A 25,623-nucleotide genomic window follows, 5' to 3' on the forward strand; every position below is an offset into this window, starting at 1 on the left:
TTATGATTTACTGGTCAATAATCCCCGGTAATTTGCCAGTGCTTCAAGACAGTAGCCGGTAACGATTTCTTCTGATCCCCAGCCAACTGCCTTTTGATGACCAGAATAAAAAAATACGTGTCTTTCCCAGCATCCCGATTTACATTGTGCTTTGAATAGAAAATCTACGGCCCGGTCCATTTGTTCATCCCGGTGATTGAAGTTGGCCAGTGTAGAAATTGACAATGCAGTTTCAAATGCGGAGTTACCAAAGGCACCATTTTCTCTTATAGTTTCATAGATACGTTTGATGATGGGCTCCTTAGCAGGTTCCAGCTCTTTTACTGTTTTATAATTTCTGGATAAAAAATAATAGAAAGTAATGCGGTTTTTATACCATTTATCTGAATCACCTTCTTTATTGTCTGCTACAATTCTCAAAAGATAATCGACCACAGCCCTGGTCTGCTCATTCAACCCAAAATAGAAAAGGATATTTGCATTGACTACTGCGTCAATATCATTCCTGCTGCTTTCATGCTGAAACCAGAAGAGTACTGATTTGAGCGGGCGTTTCAGCTCTCTGGACATGATTTTCCAAAAGTTAAGATTAGAGTTCATGGCAGGCCTTAATACAAACCAGGTATAAAATAGGCCTTTGGAGTTTCTGTTATCCATCAATAGTTTACTGTTGTCAGTAAAGTCTACCTGCAGCGATTTGAGTACATAGGAAGCAAATACTGTGTCATCAGTATCTGCAGGACTGTATTGAAACAGGGGATTCCATTTGGTGAAGAAATTCCAGACCCCTCCGCGCATAACCTGGTAACTTAAAAAGCCAGCGGTTAAAGAAAGGATCTCTTTGACTTTTGGTGAATCTCTAAGCTGCATTAAACAGGCTGCGATCAATGAAGCAGGGAAGACTGTGCTATCAGGCACACACCATTCTTTCATGTGGTCGTCAGGGGAATAATAACAGCAAAATTCGCCATTAGGGTACTGATGTTCATGCAGATAATCTATACCATGATCAATATGACGGTTAAGTTCTCCGGCAGTTATTTTAATAGCTGAGCTGTTCATCATCCTTGTATCCTATAGATTAAGCTGGCTGTTCCATTCTCTTTTCTTTTATCCCCTTATATTTTCTGCTTAGCCCCGTCATCAGGATGTCGGGTATCATTTTTAAGGTAAATGGAATATTAACTGCCATTGATTTTTTAATCAGGCGGTAAGATTCTTTTAAGTTATATTCTCTGATCAGTTCATGTTTGGCTAGTTCGACCAGGCTGGCGATATATCTTTTTTGAAGCAGTAAAAGCTCTCCCGGAGTCAATAACTTATCGAATTTCTCCATGATCAGCATGGTATCTGCAATGTAAAGATACTTCAGGACTTCACTTCTTTTCCTGCCGTCGTAGATGTTTATATTATCAATTCTTTTTCTCCATAGTTTGTCTAGTGTAAAAGCCACCCTGCATTCTTTAGAAAGGATAACATCCAGGTACATGCACCAGTCATCTCCAATATTTATTCTTTCATCCCAGCCAGAAACAATACTTGATTTTCGAATCACTACCGATGAGGAAGGAGAGGGACAGGCTTCGATGTAAATACCACGTACTTCGGGATAGGTTAAGGTAATCCAATGGTCTTCAGTTTCCTTTATATGAGGCTTTAAGAATGGATCTCCACTTAAAAAGTCCCAGGCTTCACCAACTCTGGCATCCTGGGTCCAGTTCGCAAAGACGAAATCCAGCTTATCTTTCTCCAGTTTATGGACACAGCGTTCCAGAAAATCGGGATTCCATATATCATCCGAATCCAATGAAGCTACAATACTGCCTTCAGCGTGCTTTAGTCCATTATTTCTGGCTGCTGCCTGACCTTTGTGCTGCTGAATGATATATTGTGCTTCTTTATAATCTTCCATTAAAACAGCAGTTTCATCTTCCGACCCATCATCAATGACAATCAATTGTATGGGAGTATAACTTTGACGTAATACACTATCAATTGCTGTCCGCAATTTATTTGCCCTGTTGTAGGTTGGGATAATTACTGAAACCAGAGGATTATTGTTCATTTAAAGTACTATTTAAGAGATTGGCAAATTGTTTTTCGGGGAATTCAGGGATGTGACCAGCAATATGACGGGCCGCTTTTGCGCCCATTGACTGCCAGTTATCCCGCTTTTGCCATGCACGCTCCATGGCCTCATCTAAATCTTTTTCATTCGCTTCGGCAATAAAACCAGTTTCCTGGTCTTCAACGAGTTCGGTGTTTCCTCCTGCATTAGTCGTAATCACGATTCTACCTAAAAACATAGCCTCAATGATAGTGAGCGGTAAACCTTCACTCCGGGAAGGCAGGATTAATGCATGGTGATTTGCCCATATGTCTTTCAGGTCTGTGTTGTAACCCTCAAACGAAATGTTTTCCACTCCGAGCAGGGTCGCCATTTCTTTCAGTCCATCTTTATCGGGACCTTTTCCAATAAAAGAAATACTAAGCTTTCTTGCTTTCCATTTAGGCTGTGCCAGAACTCTTAACAAGATGTCCTGCCCTTTATCAATCACAAACAAACGGCCGATACAAGCTAAACGATAGTGATCTGATACCAAAGGGTAAGGTATAACAGGCCCCCTGGTCTTGACGGGATTCATCACAATTGCACTATTGGGTAATCTGATACCAAACTGTTCTTCTGTGAGTTTTCTGTTATGTTCGGATACAAAAAGACATTTTTCGGCCTTTATTAGAGTCTCTTTCATATAAGACCGGTCACTGTGCTGTGGCCAGTAAAAATTCACAGCTTTATGGGAAACAATAATATAGGGAATATTCAATTTAAGACATTGCCAGGCATAGACCAGTCCGTCGAAATTGATCCCCTGTGAGATCAATACTAAATCTGGCTGATCTGATTTTAAAAGATGATATAATCTTCCTGCAGGCTTATTCCAGTTATAAGTTGAGATCCCGATCTTATTTCCCAGACGATTAAAATCATCAATTAGTTTGAATAAACCTTTTTTTAGAAAGCTGAATTCAGGGATCAGCTCTTTAAAAAAGATGTTTTTATGTTTTAGTTTGACAAATTCCGGATGCTGCTGATTGATCTTGTTTTTGTAAATGGTGATCCGTTTGAGATTTTGGTTATCTAAAATAGCTATACTTTTGGCCCATAGCTCTTCACTGCCACCCCAGTCATCCAGGCAACAGGTAACAATTGCTAGTTTTTTATCTTTACCCAAAATCGATCTTCTTAATCTTTTAAACTATTTTTAAATAAACGGGAGTAATCTCCTTCGGTTGCCAGAAGCTCTTCATCCGTACCTTTTTGTAATATCTCACCTTCGGATAAGACATAAATATAATCAGCATATTTAATGGCTGAATGCCTGTGGCTGATCATCACTGCAGCCCTGTTTCCAAGAATAGTCCTGAAGGAATCTAATAATTTTTTCTCTGCATGTGCATCCATTGCACTTGTTGCCTCATCAAAAATCAGAAAATTTGCATCGCTGTAGAAAGATCTTGCAATAGCCAGTTTTTGCCATTGCCCAATACTTACTTCTTTCCCATCTTCAAACAGTCTGCCTAAAATAGTATCATAGCCATCCGGAAAATCCTTTATAAATTCATCTGCCCCTGCGCTCACGGCTGCATTTATGATTGCTGTCTGTTCGAGTGGTTTCTCTAAATCTCCAAAACGGATATTATCTTTTACGCTTACATTATATTTATAAAAATCCTGAAATACTGTACTGACCTGTTTGCGGTATTCTGTTGTTTTAAATAAACGGATATCTTGTCCGCCGAGTGTTATTTTTCCTTCAGTGGGATCATATAATCTCGATAATAATTTAATCAGTGTACTTTTACCGGCGCCATTGAGCCCCACAATGGCGATTATTTTTCCCGCCGGAATGGTGAGTGAGATGTTTTTTAATGTAGGTGATGCGCTATGCGGATAAGTAAAAGAAACATTGTTCAATTCCAGATCAGCCAGGCCATTTGCGGGAACAGGAATGGGCGACGGAGTATCCTGAAATTTGTTTTTTAAATCAAATAATTCAAAAATACTGTTGACAAATACATTATTCTGGTAAACAATAGAGATACCGCCTGAAATATTTTGCATTAAAGAGAAAGACTGGGGGAAAGCGACCAGAAACAAGGTAATATCACCTACACTTGTGCGCCCATTGACGGTTCCTACTGCAATTACACCAATGCAGGCAAAAAATCCTATGCTTGCAATAGCCGTGGTGAGTACTTCACCCTGAGTTCTTTTGTGGCTGATGGTCAGTTTTTTATCTAAAAGCTCTAATCTTATTTTAAGATAAATATCCTTGAAATAATTACCTAAACCATAACCTCTGATTTCTTTGGCTGCTGTTTCGGAAGTGATTAATGTACTGAGGTAACCTGACTGACGCTCTATAGCAGTATGACTGATTCGCCAATGGTTTAGTTTATTTGCATAATGAATTCTGACCAGTAAGGTTGGAAATACAAAAAGGGCAAGGAGCGGTAACAAATACCAGTCAATGGTGAGTAAGATGGAGCCGACAGCAAGCAGGTTTAAACTGTTCTTGGTGAGTTCGATTAAGGTGGTGATAATCAGGTTCGGTTTGTCGGCACCGGCATCTTTGGCCCGTTTTAAAATATCAAAATAATCGGGGCTCTCATAATAAGCATAATCAAGATTTACAGCAGCTTCATGTATTCTGTCATCCATGTAAGCGGCAACTTTAGAGGCCTGAACTTCTATAATATAACTTGATATACCTTTTACCATCGCATAAAGAACCGCCGCTGCACCTGCTGCAATGACATAATTCCGGATTAAATGCTCATGTTCAAGAGATGATATGTCTTTTTTTGAGACGGTGTCTACCAGTAATTTGAGTAAATAAAAAGAGACGAAGAATAGTAAAGTCTCCGTAAGAATTGCGAGGATAGAGAGTATGGTCCACCCTTTCGCAATTGACCAGATAAGCCCAAGGGTTCTTTTTATATTTAAGTTACTTTTGAAATTTTGAAATTTTTGGTTGATTGCGTAAACCATGAAAATGTTAATGTTTCCCAATGCACAGTCAATAAATGAGCCTGTTTTTGGATTCATTTATTACTTTTTAAATTTATACAAATTTTTCTGCAAACCGTTTAATCTGTTTTTTTTTAATAGAGAATTAATTCTTTTGATGGATTGATTTTTAGATATAAGATATGGAAATGCGTTTTTGGATCGTATTTTGAATATTGCAGTAAGGGATTTTATGAATATATTATTATCTTTCTAGTGTTCAATCTTTTAATTTTTCTAAACAAAACAATGAAACCAATCGCCTTAACTAAATATTTTACCCTGATTGTAATGACTGTCCTGTTCGCTTCCTGCCGGGCTGATCAGGAGGAAATACCTGTGAATAAATTAAAGTATAAACAGATTAAAATGAAAGATCTGTTTGGGGTCAATGCTTTCGAATGGGATTTTTTACAGGACCCGCATAATCCTAATGACGGAAGTAAAATTTACGAGCCCAAATTAGATTTGATGAAGTCATTTTCAGGGTTGCGTCATTATATGGACTGGGAAAAATTAGAAGATTCGGAGGGGCTTTATTCTTTTAATCCAACAACAAGAGGGGGCTGGAATTACGATGCTGTTTATGCGCGTTGTAAACTGGAAGGTATTATGGTGGTTGCCTGCTTAAAAAATACACCAGACTGGCTATTTAATACTTATCCTGCAGGGCAGCGTGATGCAGATAATATTCCGATTAAATATGGGGCAAAAAGAGATGATCCTAAATCTTATATCGCACAGGCCAAAGCTATCTACCAGTTTGCAGCCAGATATGGGGCTAATAAAAATATTGATACTTCCATATTGATTTTAAATCATAAACCCAGATGGAGCGGAGACCAGGTCAATCAGGTCAAAGTAGGTCTTAACCTGGTTAAATATGTAGAATGTGCCAATGAACCGGATAAGTGGTGGAAAGGCAAGAAATCTGAACAGACAGGCAGAGAATATGCAGCTAATTTATCTGCATTTTATGATGGCGATAAAGGAAAACTGGGTAAAGGTGTTGGTGTGAAAACTGCCGATCCTACCATGCAGGTAGTAATGGGAGGAATTGCAAAACCAGATGTGAAGTTTGTTCGTGAGATGATTGAGTGGTGTAAAGAGAACAGGGGTTACAAACCAGATGGAAGTGTCGATTTATGTTTTGATGTGATTAATTTCCACATGTATTCGAATGACAATACAAAATGGTTTGCAAAATTCATCTCCGGTAAAAGGGGAGTAGCGCCTGAGACCAATAATAATATGGGTCAGATTGCCGATAGTTTTGTACAATTAGCTGCAGAATTAGGGAAAAATATGCAGGTCTGGACTACTGAAACAGGTTATGATCTTAAAGAAGAAAGTATTCAGGGGGTAAAACCAATAGGAGAGAAGACGGTATTACTTACACAAGCAGACTGGATTTTACGTACATCGCTAATGTATGCCAGACATGGATTGAACAGAGTGTTCTTTTATGAAGCTTATGATTCTGATGCGCCGGGTGCTGATTCAAAGAACCCATTTGGAACTTCGGGTTTGCTGGGGGATGGCAGAAGAAGGCCTGCTGCTGACTATTTATTACAGGTAACGAAATTAATGGGCGAATATATATACGATAATACGATTCATCAGGACCCTTTGGTTGATGTATATAAATTCCGTGATAAAAGTATGTACGTTTTAGTTGTTCCTGACGAAAAAGACAGAAGAGAAGATTACGTACTTGATTTGCATAAAGCTAAAAAAGCACGTATTCATTATCTTAAACCAGGTGCTGATGAAATGACCTATAAAGATTTTGGGACTGATGATGGAAAGCTGACCGTAAATGTCACTGAAACACCAGTATTCGTTGAAGCTTTATAACAACTGAAGCCATTTTTTATATTAAAATTACGGAAGGAGCTCCCAAAGAGCTCCTTCATAACGAAATGGCCTTAGCTGCACATAGTATTTTTCATTTGCAGAGATGAAATCATATTTCTTCTCATAATTCTCCTTTAAGGTCTCTTCTACTTTTTCTTTGTTTAAGAAATAGCAGGGATAACAGGCCTCTGCCCCATAAAATACAGGGGGAACAAATTGTATAGTTATTCTATCACTGTTTTGGTAATTATAGCCGACAAAGTCCAGTAAAACATAGGGGATTCCCAGACCTTTTGCTTCATCCAGAAGAGCATAAGGTTTTTCGAGATATTGAAGTACATTGCAGATCAAAAAAAGCTGTGGCTTATGCTCAGCCATACATTCCTGAATGGTAGTATAAAATTTAACATGCTCGTTTTCGAAATGTTTTTTTCCGGCCTCCACAAATTCTGGCTGTTCAATAATACACCACCGTAATTTTTTTAAGTGTTTTAAATAGGGGATATTCTGGTAATAAGTAGTACCCAGAGAGCCGCCAAAGTCAATCAGCGTAAGTTCGTTATCATTCTTTGAGGCTATATAAAGAAGTGTTTTTAATAGCGGGAAATTCATTTGTGCAGAATCATAAGCAATTCCATCACGCTCGTAGGCTATTTCTTTGTTCTTTACTTTAAGTGTAGTGGCTATAATACGGTGCAAGATATGTTCTTCATCATAACCTGTACATTTCTGCCGGGCTTCCTCATAACTTTTATAGGCACCCTTCCAGCCATATTTGAAGCTGTACCATCTTAAGTTGAGTAATAGGGGTGGTACAAGCTCTTTCAATAAATAATGTAACATAGGCAGGCTATTTGGTTTTATCCGGAGAATTGGTTCATGATTCTGGTAACTTCAAGAATATTTTCTTCTGTATGTGCAAATGAACAGGGAAGGCTTAAGGTGGTCTTGTGAATCTCTGTAGAAATAGGGTAATGCTGTCCGGTCAGATAATTTTCCATAGCCACCTGATTTTGCGGGGCTATCGGGTAGTGAATTTCAGTAGCAATATGATGATCTGCTAAATATTGCTTTAGTTTGTCTCTCTCCGGATGCAGGATATTATAAATATGATAAACGTTGTAGAAATCGGTATCAAGCTTAGGTTTGATAAAAGAAGCATTGAGATGGGTAAAATAAATATCCGCCAGTTTTCTTTTATGCTGATTAATTTCATTCAGATAAGGGAGTTTAATTCTTAAAAAGGAGGCCTGTAATTCATCAAGTCTCGAATTATAACCCACTACGCCATTATGATATTTTTTTTCTGAACCGTAATTTCTTAGTTGTTTGATTTTGAGATAGTCTGTTTCAGATTTACAGATGACAGCACCTGCATCACCCAAAGCTCCCAGATTTTTTGTAGGATAAAAGCTGAATGCACCGAAATCACCAAATGTACCTGCCAGTTTGTTTTGATATCTGGCACCATGTGCCTGTGCACAATCTTCAATTACCTTAAGCCCGTTTTGATTGGCGATTTCAAGGATAGGGGACATTTCACAACACTGACCATATAAATGAACAACCATAATGGCTACGGTATTTTTAGTAATGGCCTGCTTAATTTTTAAGGGGTCTATATTGTAAGTTCTGCTGTCCGGTTCTACCAGTACAGGAACCAGATCGCAATGAATAATAGCTAATATGGTTGCGATATAAGTATTTGAAGGGACAATTACTTCTGTACCTTTTTTAAAATCGCAGCATTTAAGCGAAAGAATCAGTGCATCAAGCCCGTTAGCTACGCCTACTGTATATTTTTCCCCGTGATAATCAGAAAATTCCTGTTCAAATGCAGCTACTTCCTCACCAAGAATATACCATCCCTTATCCAGAAAATCAGAGAACTTGTTTTTTAGTTTTTCTTCAAAAGGCTTGTTGAGCGTTTTTAGATTTTCATACGGTATCATAAGGCTCATAAATATAATCTTTTGGGTCAAATGCAGTGGAAGCCAATACCAGCAGAATGGCATCAGAAGAAAAATCATGCATGACGTGCCAGTCTTCCGGCAATAAAATTAAACATTTTTCAGGGCTGTCCAAATCGAAGACATCAACAGTTTTATGATTATTGTTTGTGATTTTACAACTTCCCTTAATACATATAGCGGCCTGATACGTCTCATGATGTCTGTGCCCGCCCCTTTCTGTATTATCAACAGAGTAGATGTAAAACAAGCGTTTAATTTCAAACGGTATGACCTGATCAAGAACGGTTAAAATCCCTCTGCTATCTTTAAAGGTTTGTATGTTAATTATATATGCCATGTGTTAGTATGTTTTTGTCAATCAGATCCAGAATCTTAGGGCTTTCAACCATACTAAATTTCCTTGCAAAAAGCATTTCTGATTTTGTAATTGCTTCAATATCAGTCTCGTCGAGTAGTTTTGGATTTGCTCCTCCAGCTGACCAGTCTATATATCTGTAATTATTATTAATGATTTTATTTTTATAGGAGGAATTCAATAATATCGTTTGAAATACGAATTCATCGCTCGCCCAGCATAAAGCAAAGAAATCTTTTAGTTTTCTGTCTTTCTCTACTGTATTGACTACGTATAGTGCTGTTTCAGGACTCAGCATCCAAAACATAGATTTACCATAGGGATGCAGGCCATAGGGTAATTCTCTTTTGGGAAGGATCTTGTTGATGAGTTTTTCCAATGTATACTTTCCAGGAAAATTGTAACTGGAGAGGAAGTAGTTTTCCATTCTGATCAGGCCTTCTTTCCAGTCATTTTTTATATCTCTATAACTTAAAAACTCTTTTCCTATGTTGTTTTTAAAGAAGTTATAAATATACCCGGCAGGTTTGATCGGGTAATCCTGACCACTCAGGAAGTTGATGAACTGATATTCTATGCCTGTTGCAACAATCTCTTTAATACTTTCAAAGGTAGCTTGTACTGTGCTAAAGCCTGCCCACTTCACATCAACTCTGTTGTTAATAAAAAAGACATTTGGCAGCGTACCTAAAAAAAGATGCGGATTGATATCAAACTTTTTGTCTACATGAATATAAAAATCAAAATTCTCATGATACATTTTTCTGATCATCCTTTCAGTCTGTCTCGGATTGGTGTAGGTAAGAATCAGATGGGCAATGCGCATAATAATATTTTGTTTTTTTTACTATACTGAAAATATAGTGCCAGTAATGAATATGTTAGGAAATAAACAGGAACTATATTTGATAATTTGTAATTTTATGAGGTGATCAATGGAAAAACAAACGTTGCTGATTTTATAACAATGCCGGGTCTTTAAGGATCGGAAAAGCGCTCTTTGGATTAATGCTTTATGGGCTGGCCTATGTAAGAGCAAACACGTAATAGAGGGTTGTTCGTTTGTTTTGCATCACCCAATTGAATGCGGTAAAAAAATGTCTGTGCTGATCCGACAGGGTTTTGCAGCACAAGCTGCCATTCTTTTCCAGCGCCTTTTAATTCTAAAATTTTATTTCCAGGAATCTCATAACCTTGTTTCTTTGTTTGTACAACTGGTTTATCATAATTAAAAAAAATAACATTACCTTTTGTAGTAATGCTTACAATTTGTGGAGGAAGCGGATCTTTGAACGGATTGATCACCTTTGAGCGGTCTGTTTTATAAAGATTGATTAAACCTGTTGAAGGATTAAATGTAACCTCGTTCACTCCGTCTGCTTTGACATTCCCTATAGTTCCACCTTTTACTTTTAAACTTAGATTGCGGTAGATAACGTTCGAATCCACACGGTTCATATCGAGGACAATTTTATATTTACCTGTCTGCGGATCGTAATGCTCAGAGCTAATCACAACTTTTGCTTTTGTATTTTCATAATCCATCAATTCTTTGGATGAGGTAATCCAGGCACTGTCGTGATTAGCCGGATGATGTTTAATGTACATCAGGAACCCGAAAAAATTATCTGCTCCTTCTTTTTTATCGCCAAATGGGCCATGACTAAATGCTGCCCCAATTAGTTTTTTATCCTTTTCAGGGTGATTAAATATATAATCTATATATGCTTTTGATGTTTTCAGTTCGGCCGCATTCCATTGATCGCCCAGGTTTGTTCTGGAAATTAAGACCCTGTTGAAATTCTGTGTGAGCATAGGGATATAACTCCCCCAGCTGACATTTTGTTTTCCAGGACTGTTATTTCCATCGGGCACTGGCTCACCAAATTCTGAGGACATCATATGATACCCCAATTGTAGACCATTTTCCACATATCCCTCATCATTCCCCGGTGGTACAATTTCAGTCATGCGGTAATGTGTGTGTGCCCACATGTTTTTTTCTGAATCTTTAATTGCTTTGAACAGGTCAGTGCCACCATGAAACATAGAGTGGTTCATATAAGCATGTCCTTTAGCTAAGATCTCATTAATCTGTGCCCAGCTTGCCGCATTATTGGTATCAGTTGTATGACCTTCATTGGCGTTAATGGCAAATGAATATTTATAATTGATGTTTTTACCCGTCCCGTCTGTATAATAGAATCCCGGATACCTTTTCCCATTGACTATACCCCCGCTTAAAATTTTAAAGACAACAGTATAATCACTTAATAAGGCATCATCTTTCATTAACATTAATCCCTTATTTTTATCAAAAGGTAAATCAGTAAAATAAAAAGAAGGGTGCAGTCCTTTATTCATATCCATTTCGAGCGTTACATATCTTGCGGTATTGCCAGGATCGATTTTTGGCACTACTATAGCAGACGGGTTTACCGTATCCGTTGTTTTTACAGCATGATTGCAATACGGAATAGTCATTCCCGTAAGTATTCCGATGTATTTCAGGACTTTGGTAAATATGTTGATCGCTAACATGTTTTATAGGCTGTTATATTTTTAGAATTTGTTAAAAATATGAATAATCAACGGAATTGAGGAATAGTTAAAATAAATCAGGCAAAACATTACTTTTACATCAGATGAGACTTACTTCTATTATAACTGTTAATTTTAATCAGCCGCTGGTCACCATTGCCTTCCTGGAATCAGTCAGGGGAAATACTAAACCGGATGAGGTGGAAATTATCTTAGTTGATAATGGCAGTAATGAAGATTATCAGCAGGAATTTGAAAATACTTATCCGGGCCTGATTTATATCCGGTCTGAAAAGAATCTTGGTTTCGCAGGAGGCAATAATCTTGGGATTCATGCAGCAAAAGGGGATTTTCTTCTTTTGTTAAATAACGACACAGAAATTACCCCGAACCTGATTGATGTACTGAGCACGGAATTGGAAAATGATAAAGAAATCGGATTGATCTCTCCATTGATCCTTTATTATGATCAGCCGGAAATTATTCAGTATGCAGGTTTTACTGAGATGAATTATATCACCTGCAGGAACCGGGGAATTGGCAGTATGGATACCAATAAAGGTCAGTATGATAAAATCAGCAGAGAAACAGGATTCTGTCATGGAGCAGCAATGATGTGCCGCAGGGAAGACCTGTTGTCTGTTGGTTTAATGGAGGAGCAGTTTTTTCTTTATTACGAAGAACTGGACTGGTGTGAGAAATTTAAAAGAGCAGGTAAAAAGATCTGGTTTACCGGCCATACTCAGATTTTTCATAAAGAATCGATGAGTGTAGGTAAAGAAAGCATGATCAAAACCTATTTTATGACGAGAAACCGGATGTTATACATCCGCAGAAATACAAACTGGTTCAATACATTGATTTTTAGTTTTTATTATATAGGTATTGCCTGCCCTAAGCAGATCATCCTTTATCTTAAAAAAGGAAGAAAAGATTTAGTTAAATGGGTTTTTAGTGGAATTAACTGGAACCTCACACATTCAAAAAACAGTAAAGAGCTGGGTTTTAAAATTTAAATAGAGATGATTATAATTTTTTGGATCAGCATTTTCCTGATTGTATATACGTTTGTTGGTTATGGCTTTGTGCTTTATATCCTGGTCAAAATAAAAGGGATATTCAAAAAGCCTTTTGTTTTTAGGGCAGATGCTGCCTTACCTACGGTGAGTATATTGGTTGCTGCCTATAATGAAGAAGATATTATTGAAGAGAAAATACATAATACGCTTCTTTTGAGGTATCCAAAAGCGAATCTTCAGCTTATTTTTATTACCGACGGTTCTTCAGATCAAACTGCAGAAAAAGTTAAAGGATATAAGGATATCCTGCTTTTGCATGAGGATTTAAGAGCTGGTAAAATGGCGGCTATTAAAAGGGCTATCCCATATATTAAGGGCGAAATTACCGTATTTACAGATGCCAATACTTTTCTGAATGAAGATGCAATTAACCAGTTGGTTAAACATTATCAGAACCCGTTGGTTGGTGCTGTTGCTGGTGAAAAACGTATCCTGGTGGAAAAATCTGCCGATGCAAGTTCGGCAGGAGAGGGTTTCTATTGGAAATATGAATCAAAGTTAAAAAAATGGGATTATGAGCTGCACTCTAATGTAGGTGCAGCCGGAGAGCTATTCAGTATCCGGACTGCATTGTACCAGCCTGTTGAAAGCGATACTATTATTGATGACCACATGATCGCTATGCGGATTGCTGAGAAAGGTTATATCATTGCCTATGAACCTGATGCTTATGCAATGGAAACGGCATCAGCAGATGTTAAAGAAGAGCTGAAAAGGAAAATCAGAATTGCAGCAGGGGGGATACAGTCAATCCTGCGCCTTAAAAAGGCTGCAAATCCATTCCACCAGCCTATTTTCACTTTTCAATATATTAGCCACAGGGTACTGCGCTGGACAATTACACCATTTCTTTTAATCCTGGTTTTTGTACTGAACGGAATGATTGCATTCACCAGGCCAATTGCTTTTTATCAGGGATTATTTGTTTTACAGTGTTTATTTTATCTGCTGAGCCTGATAGGTCTATACTTTGAACGTAGGAACGTTCGCATTAAAGCGCTGTTTATTCCATACTACTTCTGTATTATGAATTATGCAGTTATTGCCGGAATCATCAGATATTATAAGAAGAATCAAAGCGCGGCCTGGGAAAAATCAAAGAGAAAAGTCTGATCATCAGGAAACGTTATTGTCAAGTACTTCCTGTAGTTTTCGCGCAAACTCTTTGTCATAAGGTGCAAGCAGCATTGTTTTATGATCACCTTTCACATCATGGACTTCTACGCCCTTCATCGCATATTTTTGCCAGCCCAGATACTTATAGTCCTCTACAAAATAAACATTATCCCTGGCTCTGAACAGATGTATTTTTTCATCGAAAGGAGTTAGTTTATAATTCTTGTAAGCGATATCATATTTCTCATCAATTCTTCTCATGATTTCATAAATCCCTCCTTTTTCTTCGTTCTGCTCAGTTTTCTGACCAAATAAATACAGGAATTTATGTTTAAATACTTCTGCCTGATATTTAAGGGTAGGAACAGGGTTTCTCAGTAAAGATCTTGATATCCACCAGAATTTAGGCAACTGCTTTTTTAATCTTTCCAGAAAGACCTGGGCTGTTGAGCCATGGAAGTCCAGATTTTTGGCGTTGGTATCAAAAATACCCAGCATTTTAATCTCGTGGCCTAATTCTCTAAGTTGTCTGGCCATTTCGATCACGACATAACCGCCAAAAGAATAACCTGCCAGTGCATACGGACCCTCAGGGTTTTGTGCCAGAATACTTTCTATATAATAACGGGCAATATCCGTCATATTATCCATTGGTTCTTCTATACCATCAAGTCCCTGGGCCTGAATGCCAAATACAGGTTGTTCTTCATCAACATGAAGTCCTATCCCGCTGAAATTAAGCACATTGTATCCACCTCCATGAACAATATAGATCGGGGTTTTAGATCCGTCCGGCTTTATCGGAACCAAAGAAGTATAGGTTGTGGGACGGTTCTGTCCATCAAGTAATTTAGCTAAAGTCCGGATGGTCGGATATTCAAATAAAGTAGCCAGTGGTAAACCATGCCCATTGGCTTTTTCTATTTGTATCATGAACTGGATAGCAATGAGTGAATGACCGCCCAGTTCAAAGAAATTGTCATCAATACCAATTTCTTTGACATTGAGTAATTCTTCCCATAGTTTGACTATCGTACTCTCCGTTTCGGTTTGAGGGGCAGTATATTTACTCTGATCACCAGCATGCAGATGCTCAGGGGCAGGCAAAAGTTTTTTATCTATTTTACCACTGCTTGTTCTGGGAAATTCTATGACCCAGACAAATACGGACGGAATCATAAAAGCTGGCAATCTGTTTTGGATTTCACTTCTTACATAGGCAGTATCCTGTTTGCCTGTAGCAGAAGCCAGATAAGCGACTAATCTTTTTTGTCCGTTATGATCTGCTTTTGCTGTGACCACAACCTGTGCAATACCCGGAATGCGGTTAAGCACAGCTTCAACTTCTCCAAGTTCAATTCTATAGCCCCTTATTTTAACCTGATCATCATTACGGCCCAGGAATTCGATATTCCCATCCGGAAGAATTCTTGCCAGATCACCTGTATGATAAGTTCTGACCTCATTGCCATCAGGCAGGCTGAGCATCACAAACTTTTCATCGGTCAGCTCAGGTTTGTTTAAGTAGCCAGCAGCCAGACTGGCTCCTGAAATACATAATTCTCCGGTTTCCCCATGATTTAAAACTTCCTGGTTTTCATCAACAATATAAACTGATGTGTTATAAACAGGCGTTCCTATATTTGGTAAGGCGGGCCATTTTGCAGGGTCTCCGCTTAGTTTTAATTGGGTAACTACATGACATTCTGTAGGGCCATACTGATTGTAAAGAATACAACCCGGAACAGCGCTGAAAAATTGTTCAATCTGCGGAGTAATTTTCAATTGCTCTCCGGCAGTCATCACCTCTTTTAAAGCCTTTGGGAATTTCCCCATACTTGCGGCTGTTTCAGCAAGGAATTGTAAAGCAACGAAAGGCAAATAAATCCTGTTGATTTGTCTCAGTCCGATTTTATCCAATAGATTATCAGGATTTAATCTCAAAACATCATCAATCAGAATTAATTGTCCGCCAGTACAAAGTGTGCAGAATATTTCCTGGAAAGACACATCAAAGGTTAATGGCGCAAATTGAAGTGTCTTGCTGCCTGAACCGGCAATGGAATTATCCATTTGCCACTTAATTAGGTTAACCAGGGCAAGCTGCGTCATATAGACCCCTTTTGGTTTTCCTGTCGATCCGGAAGTGTACAATACATAACCGTTAGGGTTTTGAAAACGTATAGGTTGTACCGGTAAACTATAAGTCAGGTCAAAGTCTATAGTTTGCAGACCGAGCTGCTGAAAGAATTTGTTTTCAACTGCTCCTGCAATACAAAAATGAAGATTTGAATCATTGATAATCTGACTCAACCTCACCTCAGGATAGTTAGGGTCAAGCGGCAGATATGCTTTTCCTGCTTTAAGAATGGCAAGAATTGCTACAATCATGTTTATTCCGCGGGTCGTACTGATCCCGATAATCTGTTCATCAGGGGCACGGTTTAATATAGCCCGGCTCAGGTTATCAGCTCTGATATCAAGATTACTGTAACTGATAAATTCGTCCTGAAAAGTAATTGCCAGCTGATCTTTAAAAGTTGTTGCTGCTTTTTCAAACAAACCCTGAATTGTGATGTCTTTCAGGGCAGCAATTTGTTCACTGAAATCAGTTGCTGTGATTTCAGCAAGGACTATACTTCTTTTGAAAACAGTTGCGGAAAGGACATTTGCCTGATCCTGTTGCAGCAGTTCCTTTAATTTTTGATCAGGATTGTTTGTGATGAATTTTAAGATTGTCTCAAAACCAGTCATCATTTGCTGAATAGTATCCTGTTCAAATAACTGCGTATTATAAGACCATTCCAGCACAAAGGAATTTTCTGAACCACTTGCATTGATGAACAGCTCGAAGCTTTCAAATGCCCGGGGATTGCTGATCAGGTTATAATCCAGATTTTCAAATTTGACCCCGTCATCTAAACCCATATCAACATTGAAAACAACAGGGGCAAGAGGTATTCTGGAAGGGTCCCTGGCTATTTTAAGATTGTTCAAAAGGCTGCCCCAGGTAATTTGCTGATGATCAAAAGCATCCAGCATAGCTGATTTTCTGATTTTCAGGTATTCTTTAAAACTATAGTTTTTATGCGGGTAACTTCTCAGCGGAAGGAAGTTGACGCAGTGACCCACCAGGTTATAGTGACCGGTAACAGCTTGTCCTGAAGCAGGTAGTCCTACGACTATATTTTTTTGTCCGGTCAGAAAGTGAAGGAAAACTTCAAAGGCAGCAAGAAATGTAATGACCAGGCTGCTTCCTTCTGCTTTACCAGTTTCTTTTAGCGAATGAATTAGTTCCTGTGAGACTTTGAAGTCAAGCCTGTTACTTTTAAATGTTCTGAGCTGCGGACGTTCATGATCTGTTGGCAGATCCAGAACAGGTATATTATGCCCATATTCATTTAACCAGAACTGCTCATTTGTTTTACGCGCTGTACTTTTTGAAAAATCAATTTGCTCATAAGCAAAATCTGTAAGTGAGGTTGCTGCTTCCAGATCAGGGGTCCTGTTTTTGACCAGTGCAGAATAAATCTTACTGATATCCTGTAAAATTATTCCCAATGACCAGCCATCACAGATAATATGGTGCCCGGTAAAAGTAAAGTGATATTCCTGTTCAGAAAGTTTCTGTAAACCACTTTTAAACAAGGGGCCGTTTAAAAGATCAAATAAGAAAAGTGCATCTTCATGAACATATCTTTTAATTTCTTCCTCCTGCCCAGCAGTACTCAATGCTGATAAATCTGCGTACTCCAGCTCTGCCACTACCTGATCGAAAACCAGTATAGCAGAGCCATCTCTGCTGAAAGCGGACCTTAAAGCTTCGTGACGTTCCGCTAATTTTTTTATAGTATCTTTTAATACAGCAGGATCGAGCTGGCCTTTAAGACGAAGTGAAACCGATTCGTTGTATGCTCTGCTCGCATCATTCCCACCCAGCATACAGGAAGTCCAGATTTCTATCTGAGGCGCCGTAGACGGTGCGGTACGAATAATTTCTCCTCCCGAAAAAGGATCAAAATCAACCTGCTTATATATTATATTTTTTGTACGATCTACCATTTTAACTATTTGACTCAACCTGAAGATATTTTTCTGGATTTTCCGGATCTGTAATGAACCAGGCGGGATTTCCTGATTGATCTCTGCCTAATCTGGCACCCGGGACCGGCGGTTGAAGTACCGGAATTGTTGCGGAGTGGCCAGGTTCAGCCTCAACAGGAGGGGCGTTTAAAGGAATGAGTTTGACTTTTAATAATTCCAGTACACTTTCTTTAAACTTGTCAGCAATCTGTTTGATTTCATCCAGTGTATGCGCCTCGGTAAGGAAACAAGGGAAACCATCCCAGATATGAATCCCTTTGTATCTCATCAGCGTAAACAGCAATTCACTATATGGATATTCTTCCTTGAATTTAATTTTCCATAAAGAACCAAAATGAGCTGCAAATAGTGGAAGACCCAGTTCTTTAATAGTATCATTTAATAAGCCAGCCAGGTAAGCCGTATTCTTATTTAAATTAGCCTGAAAATCATGACCTTTGGTTTTCATATACTCCAGACTGGCTTTACCAGCTGCAAGCGCTAAGGGATGTCTGACAAAAGTTCCTGCAAAATAGGTTACCCCGGCTTCTGGAAAAGAAGTGTCTCCATATTGCCAGAAACCACCGTCCAGCGCATCCATATATTGTTTTTTTCCGGCGATAGCTCCGATAGGCATACCTCCGCCAATTACTTTTCCATAGGTTGCCAGATCTGCTTTGATGCCAAATAAAGCCTGAGCGCCACCCTGATGGGCACGGAAACCAGTAATCACTTCATCAAAGATCAATACAGTTTCAGATTTTAGTGTGATTTCTCTCACTTGTTTAAGAAACGCTATGGGTTGAAATTCAGGTCTTCTGCTTTGTACCGGTTCTACCAGGACTGCAGCTATTTCATTTGCCCTTTCTCTGATGATGTTTAAACTTTCTTCTGTTCCATAATCCAGCACCAGCATGTTTTGTACAGCTTCGGGCATGATCCCGGGGGCAGCAGGAAAGCTTTTTAGTTTTTTGGTCCCTCTGATAATTACCTCATCATTGATGCCATGATAAGAGCCTGAAAAAGCCACAATCAATGAACGCCCTGTGACTGTTCTTGCGATTCTCATCGCGCCCAGTACAGCCTCAGAACCTGTGTTGCATAAAGCAGCACGGTCAAAACCGGTGAATTCGCAAATTAATTGACTAACCTCACCAGCCAGTTCATGCTGCGGGCCTATTTCATATCCTTTTTCTATCTGTTCAAGGATCGCATTTTTCAATACAGGATGCTGAAAGCCCAGTAAATTTGACCCAAAACCATTGAGTGCATCTATATATTCGTTTCCATCAATATCCCATAAATGACTGCCACTGGATTTATGGGTGACAATAGAATAAACGATCTCTTTAGTATAAGGCTTGAATCCGGAAACGACACGGGGATCTGCCATATAAGACCGGTGTTTCTGATTAGACGCTTTACTGGCAGCTGTTTTTTGATTATAACGCTGTGTTAATTGCTGTAAAAATTCCTGTTGTTCAGGTTGTAATTCAGTCGCATTTTTTTCAATACGTGCAGTAGCCCCAAAAGGTTTTTTAATTTCAGTCAGTTCTTCTGCAGAAAGCCCTGTATTTGTTATACCTGATTTAATCACTACCGGAGCAGCTAAACCTGTGTCACGAAGATTTGAAGGAGCAGAGCCACTCATTAATTCTACCTGTTTAGTTAACAGTTGTAATTGCTGTGCGATTAAGCCTAAAGCTGTATCAGCGGGAGCAATAGATCCTGTAGCAAACTGAGGGCTTGTATAAACTGGTTGTGAAACCGGTGGGGCAGGTGCGGCTTCTTGTGGCAGGCTTTTATCTATATAAGAAGCAAGCGCATTTATAGTCGCATATTCTTCATTTAATTGTCGGAAACTAATGGGAAGTGAGAACTCCTTTTTAAACGTAAGTGCTACCTGAGTCATTAATAAGGAGTCCAGACCGATCTCAATAAAACTCATATCCGGAGTAACGCCATCCATTTCAATTCCGGATGCATTTTCTAACAAATGTTTTATTTTTTCAATCAGTGTATCTTTCCTCATTGCAGTGGTGGTGTTTGTATTTGGTATATCAATATTTATATGTTTTTTTTGCCCGGCAGTATTTTTAGGCTCAACCCAGTATCTCTTTTTATGATAACTATAAGCGGGTAAATCAATTCTTCGTCTTTGCTGACTGTCATAGAATGATTTCCAGTCCGGTCTTAGTCCGGCTAACCATGCTTTGCCCAGCGCACTGAGAATTACATCATATGAACCCGTTATTTCTTTTTTATCCAGACTGGCGATAGCTGTAAAAGATGTTTTAGCTTCATGCTGCCAGGCGAGCGTTGTACCTGTATTTCCAGGACCTGTTTCAATTAATACAGGATTATCCAGAGAAAGTATAGTATCCATTGCCGCAGAAAAATTAACAGTTTTTCTCATATGTTCTGTCCAGTAAGCAGGGTCTTGCGCTTCTGCATCTGTCAGAAACTGTCCCGTAACTGTAGAAACAACTGGTTTCTGAGGCCTGTTTAATTTAAGCCCGCTAACAATTTCACTGAAATCTTTCAGGACCGGGTCCATCATGGAAGAGTGAAATGCATGGCTGGTCTGTAACTTTTTATGTAAAATCAGTCTTTCATCCAGTTGTAATTGGAAAGTATTGATGTCTTCATCTTTTCCGGCTACTACACAAAGTTTAGGACTGTTGATGGCAGCCATAGATAAGGTTTCCGGAAGAATTTTCTCAATTTCCGAAGCAGCAGAACGTACACTTAACATACTTCCTGCAGGTAGTTCACTAACCATTGAACCGCGGGCAGCAATCAGTTTAAGTCCGTCTTCAAGGGTAAAAATACCTGCTAAATGTGCTGCAACGTATTCTCCTATGCTATGTCCGCAAAGAATCGAAGGCTGGATACCCCAGCTTATCCATAATTGTGCAAGCGCATAAGAAGTGACGAACAAAGCTGGCTGCGTATATTTTGTGTTATTTAACAGCAGACCGGCCTGCAGGTCATCGGCTTCAGCATAAATAACTGTTCTGATATCCTGATCCAGACAAGTATTTAAAATCAATGCACAGGCATCTACGGCATCTTTAAATACCGGCTCATTTGCATATAATTCTGCACCCATTCTAAGATACTGGGCACCCTGACCAGGAAAAAGAAATACAGTTTCGCCAGGCAGTTTTTTCAGTTTTGCTGAAGGTACTATGGTATCGTTAAGCGCATCTAAAAGTTCTTCTCTTGTACCGGCAACCAGAAAATTGCGGTGTGAAAAATCAGCCCTTGTGGTTTGCAGCGTATAAGCAACATCAGCCAGATTAAGCTCCGGATGTGTTTGTAAATGTGTTTTTAGCGCCAGCGCATAAGCCTGTAAGCTCTCTTCGGATTTAGCAGACCAGCTAAACAGGTTTTTCAACCTGCCTTTGTCCTGATTAAGATTTTCTAAATGATCATGTTCTTCTACAATCACATGGACATTTGTACCTCCCACACCAAAAGAACTGACCCCAGCTCTTCTGATATCTTTTGTATCCCATGGTTTTAACTGATCGTTGACATAAAAAGGTGACTGATCAAAAGATATATTCGGATTAGGTTTTTCGAAATTTATAGAAGGAGGGAGTTCTTTATAATATAAAGCAAGGGTAGTCTTAATCAGGCCGGCTACACCAGCAGCGGCAGTCATATGTCCCATATTGCTTTTGATAGAACCGATTGCACAAAACTGTTTCTCAGTTTGCTCACCAAAAGCCTGCGTTAAACCTTCAATTTCAATAGGGTCGCCCAAAGGGGTTGCTGTTCCATGTGCTTCCACATACGATATAGTGGAAGGATTTATAGCCGCATCTTCTATAGCCATCGCAATTGCAGCAGCTTGTCCGCTGGTGCTGGGGGCTGTGAAACTTCCTTTTTCGCCTCCGTCATTATTTACACCTACACCTTTAATGAGACCGTAAATTGTATCTCCGTCCTGTAAAGCAGCTGATAATGTCTTTAAAAGTACAACACCCGCTCCATCACTAAACACAGTTCCGGTTGCCTTTTCATCAAAAGAACGGCAATGCCCGTCTTTACTTAACATGGCCCCTTCCTGGTAAATATGACCACTATAAATAGGAGAGGTGATACTTGCACCACCGGCAATAGCTACATCACATTGGTTTTTTCTTAAACTTTCTACAGCCTGTGAGACAGCAAGCAATGATGTAGAACATGCGGAAAAAACACTGACAGCCGGACCTTTTAAATCCAGCTCATAAGCAGTTCTTGAAGAAATATAATCCTTCTCATTGACGGTCATTACCTGGAAACTTCCAACCTGATTGATCAGGTCTGTGTTGCCCGTAACATTATGATGGAAGTAACTGTTATTTCCAGAACCTGCAAATACACCTATAAGTCCGTCATAAACTGCCGGCAGGTGTCCTGATTTTTCTAATAAATCCCTGCTGATTTCCAGGAATACGCGCTGCTGCGGGTCCATGAGCCCGGCCAGTTTAGGGTTAATACCAAAAAATGCAGGATCAAATAAATCAGCATCTTTAATAATTCCCCTCGCTTTAACATATTGCGGGTCATTTTTCAATTCATCAGTAATGGAAGAATCCAGCTCCTGATCCTTGAAAAATGTAGTTGTTTCTCTGCCGTTGCGCAATACTTCCCACAACTCTTCGATGGTATTGGCACCAGGAAATTTACCAGACATACCAATAATTGCAATAGGTTCTGTCCGGTCTGCCGCCCGATTATTTTTTCGTCTTCTTTCAGGCGAAGCCGATCCGGCATTTATATAATTAATAATTTTGCTGATTTGCGGAAACTGATAAAGTTTGGTGACCGGCAGTTCGATATGATGTTCAGTTCTTAATAAAGAAACTGTTTTTAAAGCCAGCAGGGAGTTACCTCCTAATTCAAAGAAATTATCATTGATCCCGACAACATCCAGTTCCAGTACCTGTGCCCAGATTGCAGCGATTCTTTTTTCTGTACTGGTCTTAGCCGGGCTGTAAATAGTTGCTATTTCTGGTCTTTTACGTTCAGGTACAGGTAATGCCTTTTTATCAACTTTACCACTGGTAGTTTTAGGGAAATCTTCCATCCAGATAAACGCAGAAGGAATCATATAGTCTGGCAAATGTGCTTCAAGCTTTTTTCTGAGCTGCGCAGTATTTATATTTTTATGATCAGCAATAAGATAAGCGAGTAATCTGCTCTGTCCACTTAAATCGGGTTTGGCAATCACTACGGCCTGTTTAACTCCATCAATATGATTAAGCTGTACTTCTATTTCGCCTAATTCAATCCTGTATCCCCTGATTTTAACCTGATCGTCTTTTCTTCCCAAAAATTCTATGTTACCACCTTTTTCAAAAGAAGCGAGGTCCCCTGTAAGATAGACTCTTGTCAGGTTGTTGTTGATTGTAATATTGACAAATTTCTCTGCCGTTAATTCAGGTCTGTTCAGATAACCGGCTGCCAGGCTAATCCCTGAAATCGCTAATTCTCCGGTTTCGCCTGCAGGAAGCGGATTTCTATCCTGATCCAGAATATAGATGACTGTATTGGAAATTGGCTGACCAATATTTGGTAACAGCGGCCAGTTTCCAGGTTCACCGGCTAATTTAAGTTCGGTAACTACATGGCATTCTGTAGGGCCATACTGGTTATAGAGAACGCAATTGTCTAATCCTTCAAAAAAATCTTTGATCTGCGGCGTGATTTTTAACTGTTCACCGGCAGTCATTACTTCTTTTAAACTTTTTGGAAATTGCTTGTTACCGGCAGCAGCTTCTGCTAAAAACTGAAGGGCTACAAAAGGCAGGAAAATCCGGTCTGTATTGGTTTCGTTAATGAAATTAAGCAGGTTGATCGGGTCCAGTCTCAAATCATCATTGATCAGGACTAAAGTAGCACCCGTAGTCAGTGTGCAGAATATCTCCTGAAAGGAGACATCAAAAGTAATAGGTGCGAACTGTAAAGTTTTACTGCCCGGCCCTGCAGCAGAATTTTTTTGCTGCCATAAAATAAGATTGACCATTGCAACCTGTGTCATATACACTCCTTTTGGAGTACCCGTAGAACCGGATGTATATAAAACGTAAGCATTGGGATTTTGATGGATAGACAGACTGTCAGCTTTATTCGCTTTGGTCAGGTTATCCGATACTATATTTAACCCTGTGCCCTGGAAGATATCCTGATCAGTATCCGGACAGATACAGGTTTTGATACCAGAATCAGCAACGATCTGTGCTAATCTCTGCTGCGGATAAGCAGGATCTAAAGGAAGATAAGCTTTCCCCGATTTGAGTATAGCCAGCATGGCAACAATCATACCGGCAGATCTGGTTGTACTTAAACCGATCAGATCTTCGGCCGGGGTTAATTCAGTGATTTTTTGACATAATCCTGCCACCCTTTGCAGGAGCATTTCATACGTGATCTGCTCATTTCCCCAGGAAAGGGCGATAAGCTGTGGAAAGTTTTTGGCCGCATTTTCAAAAAGCGTATAAACCAAAGGGACTGATTCCTGATCAATAAAATCCTGTTTAGTAATATTATGCATTAATTTCTATTTTTTTTAACTGATCATAAACGTCTTTCCTGATGAACAGGCGTTTCAATGCAACAGTGGAATGTGCCAGTACATAACCTGCTTTTCTTAATCTGTCGCAGCTTTTTTTAATTCTGAAATGAAATGATTTGTCTGTCGTATTGTAAACTTCGTCAAATTCTACCAAGATAGCTTTAACATTTAACTTGTCTTCAATAATAGTGTCAATTACTTTATATTCAGCTCCTTCTATCTCTATTTTGAGTAAGTCAATATGCTGATGATCCAGCTCTTTCATCAGGTTGCTTAAACGGTTAACAGGGGCTTCAATAAACTTTTTTGAATCGGTAAATAAGATGGCAGAATGGGAAGAATAATTTTCTTTTTCCGGGTCGTAGAATTTTAAAGTTTTTTTCTCATCCCAAAGACCCACAGGAACAAACTTAATTTCAGAAAACTGTTTGCTGCTGATATGATAGACATAGGGCGCAAGTGTTTTGTCCAGTGTTAAAGGGGTTCCATGATTCACATAATCTTTAACCTCATTGAAATGATTAATCCCATATGGTGAGGGATCAAAAATATAAACCCTGGAATCAAAAGCTATTTTAAGTTCGGTATCAAAAGATATGTCTTCGCCAGCACCCACACAATAACAAATGGAATTTGAGGCTAAAAAATTATCAGGGACCATGTAACCATGTCTCTCGGAACCGAAATAACTGAGATTCTTCAAAGGTTTAACGTTTGATTGATGATGGATGCCCAGCATCCTTTTAATAAATTGAATTGCCATTGGGAGCGTAATATTGAGTTTGCGTTAATTTTTGCTTCTTAATTAGTGCCTATATAATTTAAGAAAAATAAATGATATTTTGTTAAATTATATCTATCCTGTTAAGTTGCTTTAATGAGACTGTTATTTACATGATTTGTCGGGTTGGTTTTTAGATGATCTGTTATTGTATATATATAAATTTAAGAATCCGTTTATTTCTGCTATTATA

The 25,623-nt window shown here is 38.9% G+C and carries 15 protein-coding genes; 3 read left to right on the forward strand and 12 right to left on the reverse strand.

The window, feature by feature from the left end; genetic code table 11:
• Genes HDE68_RS16100 through HDE68_RS16115 form a run of 4 tightly spaced genes read right to left on the reverse strand, consistent with a single transcriptional unit; the run spans position 1 to position 5,113 of the window.
• Entirely contained in the window at positions 1 to 1,065 is a 1,065-nt protein-coding gene (locus tag HDE68_RS16100) for a hypothetical protein (RefSeq protein WP_183883254.1), read from the reverse strand.
• A gap of 16 nt (positions 1,066 to 1,081) precedes the next feature.
• Positions 1,082 to 2,065, reverse strand: a complete 984-nt coding sequence (locus tag HDE68_RS16105) for a glycosyltransferase family 2 protein (RefSeq protein WP_183883255.1) — start codon at positions 2,063 to 2,065, stop codon at positions 1,082 to 1,084.
• Positions 2,055 to 3,236, reverse strand: coding sequence for a glycosyltransferase family 4 protein (locus tag HDE68_RS16110; protein ID WP_183883256.1), 1,182 nt, complete (start codon positions 3,234 to 3,236; stop codon positions 2,055 to 2,057). The genes HDE68_RS16105 and HDE68_RS16110 overlap by 11 nt, the downstream gene beginning before the upstream one ends.
• Positions 3,237 to 3,247: 11 nt before the next feature.
• A complete protein-coding gene (locus HDE68_RS16115; protein ID WP_260171788.1) occupies positions 3,248 to 5,113 on the reverse strand; it encodes an ABC transporter ATP-binding protein in 1,866 nt (621 codons plus the stop codon).
• A gap of 210 nt (positions 5,114 to 5,323) precedes the next feature.
• On the opposite strand from HDE68_RS16115, the gene HDE68_RS16120 reads away from it, so the two are divergent.
• Complete coding sequence (locus tag HDE68_RS16120) at positions 5,324 to 6,931, forward strand: hypothetical protein (protein ID WP_183883257.1); 1,608 nt, start codon at positions 5,324 to 5,326, stop codon at positions 6,929 to 6,931.
• 27 nt (positions 6,932 to 6,958) lie between these two features.
• Here HDE68_RS16120 and HDE68_RS16125 read toward each other — a convergent pair whose 3' ends face one another.
• The 5 genes from HDE68_RS16125 to HDE68_RS16145 form a co-directional block, all read right to left on the reverse strand.
• Entirely contained in the window at positions 6,959 to 7,774 is an 816-nt protein-coding gene (locus HDE68_RS16125; RefSeq protein ID WP_183883258.1) for a methyltransferase, TIGR04325 family, read from the reverse strand.
• 17 nt (positions 7,775 to 7,791) lie between these two features.
• Positions 7,792 to 8,892, reverse strand: coding sequence for a DegT/DnrJ/EryC1/StrS family aminotransferase (locus HDE68_RS16130; RefSeq protein ID WP_221300768.1), 1,101 nt, complete (start codon positions 8,890 to 8,892; stop codon positions 7,792 to 7,794).
• Positions 8,870 to 9,241: a sugar 3,4-ketoisomerase gene (locus HDE68_RS16135; protein ID WP_183883259.1), complete on the reverse strand. Its 372-nt coding sequence runs from the start codon at positions 9,239 to 9,241 to the stop codon at positions 8,870 to 8,872. Before HDE68_RS16135 ends, HDE68_RS16130 begins: the two co-directional genes overlap by 23 nt.
• Positions 9,225 to 10,085: a beta-1,6-N-acetylglucosaminyltransferase gene (locus HDE68_RS16140; RefSeq protein ID WP_183883260.1), complete on the reverse strand. Its 861-nt coding sequence runs from the start codon at positions 10,083 to 10,085 to the stop codon at positions 9,225 to 9,227. Before HDE68_RS16140 ends, HDE68_RS16135 begins: the two co-directional genes overlap by 17 nt.
• 179 nt (positions 10,086 to 10,264) lie before the next feature.
• Positions 10,265 to 11,800 carry a hypothetical protein gene (locus tag HDE68_RS16145; protein ID WP_183883261.1) on the reverse strand — a complete coding sequence of 512 codons (1,536 nt, stop codon included), beginning with the start codon at positions 11,798 to 11,800 and terminating at the stop codon, positions 10,265 to 10,267.
• A 104-nt stretch (positions 11,801 to 11,904) separates the two neighbouring features.
• On the opposite strand from HDE68_RS16145, the gene HDE68_RS16150 reads away from it, so the two are divergent.
• Positions 11,905 to 12,816 (forward strand): glycosyltransferase family 2 protein, encoded by a 912-nt coding sequence (locus tag HDE68_RS16150; RefSeq protein ID WP_183883262.1) that lies wholly within the window; start codon positions 11,905 to 11,907, stop codon positions 12,814 to 12,816.
• A gap of 6 nt (positions 12,817 to 12,822) precedes the next feature.
• Complete coding sequence (locus HDE68_RS16155; RefSeq protein ID WP_183883263.1) at positions 12,823 to 13,992, forward strand: glycosyltransferase family 2 protein; 1,170 nt, start codon at positions 12,823 to 12,825, stop codon at positions 13,990 to 13,992.
• A gap of 3 nt (positions 13,993 to 13,995) precedes the next feature.
• Here the strand turns inward: HDE68_RS16155 and HDE68_RS16160 are convergent, their stop codons facing one another.
• The 3 genes from HDE68_RS16160 to HDE68_RS16170 are packed head-to-tail and all read right to left on the reverse strand — an operon-like array spanning position 13,996 to position 25,412.
• Positions 13,996 to 18,057: a non-ribosomal peptide synthetase gene (locus HDE68_RS16160; protein ID WP_183883264.1), complete on the reverse strand. Its 4,062-nt coding sequence runs from the start codon at positions 18,055 to 18,057 to the stop codon at positions 13,996 to 13,998.
• 1 nt (position 18,058) lies between these two features.
• Positions 18,059 to 24,628, reverse strand: coding sequence for a polyketide synthase (locus tag HDE68_RS16165; protein ID WP_183883265.1), 6,570 nt, complete (start codon positions 24,626 to 24,628; stop codon positions 18,059 to 18,061).
• Positions 24,621 to 25,412 (reverse strand): FkbM family methyltransferase, encoded by a 792-nt coding sequence (locus HDE68_RS16170; protein ID WP_183883266.1) that lies wholly within the window; start codon positions 25,410 to 25,412, stop codon positions 24,621 to 24,623. The genes HDE68_RS16165 and HDE68_RS16170 overlap by 8 nt, the downstream gene beginning before the upstream one ends.
• Between the last annotated feature and the right edge of the window lie 211 nt (positions 25,413 to 25,623).

The organism is Pedobacter cryoconitis, from assembly GCF_014200605.1.
Classification (GTDB): domain Bacteria; phylum Bacteroidota; class Bacteroidia; order Sphingobacteriales; family Sphingobacteriaceae; genus Pedobacter; species Pedobacter cryoconitis_B.

Excerpts from the sequence above, each read along its gene's own strand:
- HDE68_RS16100 (WP_183883254.1), bottom strand. The coding sequence starts at position 1,065 with ATGATGAACAGCTCAGCTATTAAAATAACTGCCGGAGAACTTAACCGT.
- HDE68_RS16105 (WP_183883255.1), bottom strand. The coding sequence starts at position 2,065 with ATGAACAATAATCCTCTGGTTTCAGTAATTATCCCAACCTACAACAGG.
- HDE68_RS16115 (WP_260171788.1), bottom strand. The coding sequence starts at position 5,113 with ATGAATCCAAAAACAGGCTCATTTATTGACTGTGCATTGGGAAACATT.
- HDE68_RS16120 (WP_183883257.1), top strand. The coding sequence starts at position 5,324 with ATGAAACCAATCGCCTTAACTAAATATTTTACCCTGATTGTAATGACT.
- HDE68_RS16125 (WP_183883258.1), bottom strand. The coding sequence starts at position 7,774 with ATGTTACATTATTTATTGAAAGAGCTTGTACCACCCCTATTACTCAAC.
- HDE68_RS16130 (WP_221300768.1), bottom strand. The coding sequence starts at position 8,892 with ATGAGCCTTATGATACCGTATGAAAATCTAAAAACGCTCAACAAGCCT.
- HDE68_RS16135 (WP_183883259.1), bottom strand. The coding sequence starts at position 9,241 with ATGGCATATATAATTAACATACAAACCTTTAAAGATAGCAGAGGGATT.
- HDE68_RS16140 (WP_183883260.1), bottom strand. The coding sequence starts at position 10,085 with ATGCGCATTGCCCATCTGATTCTTACCTACACCAATCCGAGACAGACT.
- HDE68_RS16145 (WP_183883261.1), bottom strand. The coding sequence starts at position 11,800 with ATGTTAGCGATCAACATATTTACCAAAGTCCTGAAATACATCGGAATA.
- HDE68_RS16150 (WP_183883262.1), top strand. The coding sequence starts at position 11,905 with ATGAGACTTACTTCTATTATAACTGTTAATTTTAATCAGCCGCTGGTC.
- HDE68_RS16155 (WP_183883263.1), top strand. The coding sequence starts at position 12,823 with ATGATTATAATTTTTTGGATCAGCATTTTCCTGATTGTATATACGTTT.
- HDE68_RS16160 (WP_183883264.1), bottom strand. The coding sequence starts at position 18,057 with ATGGTAGATCGTACAAAAAATATAATATATAAGCAGGTTGATTTTGAT.
- HDE68_RS16165 (WP_183883265.1), bottom strand. The coding sequence starts at position 24,628 with ATGCATAATATTACTAAACAGGATTTTATTGATCAGGAATCAGTCCCT.
- HDE68_RS16170 (WP_183883266.1), bottom strand. The coding sequence starts at position 25,412 with ATGGCAATTCAATTTATTAAAAGGATGCTGGGCATCCATCATCAATCA.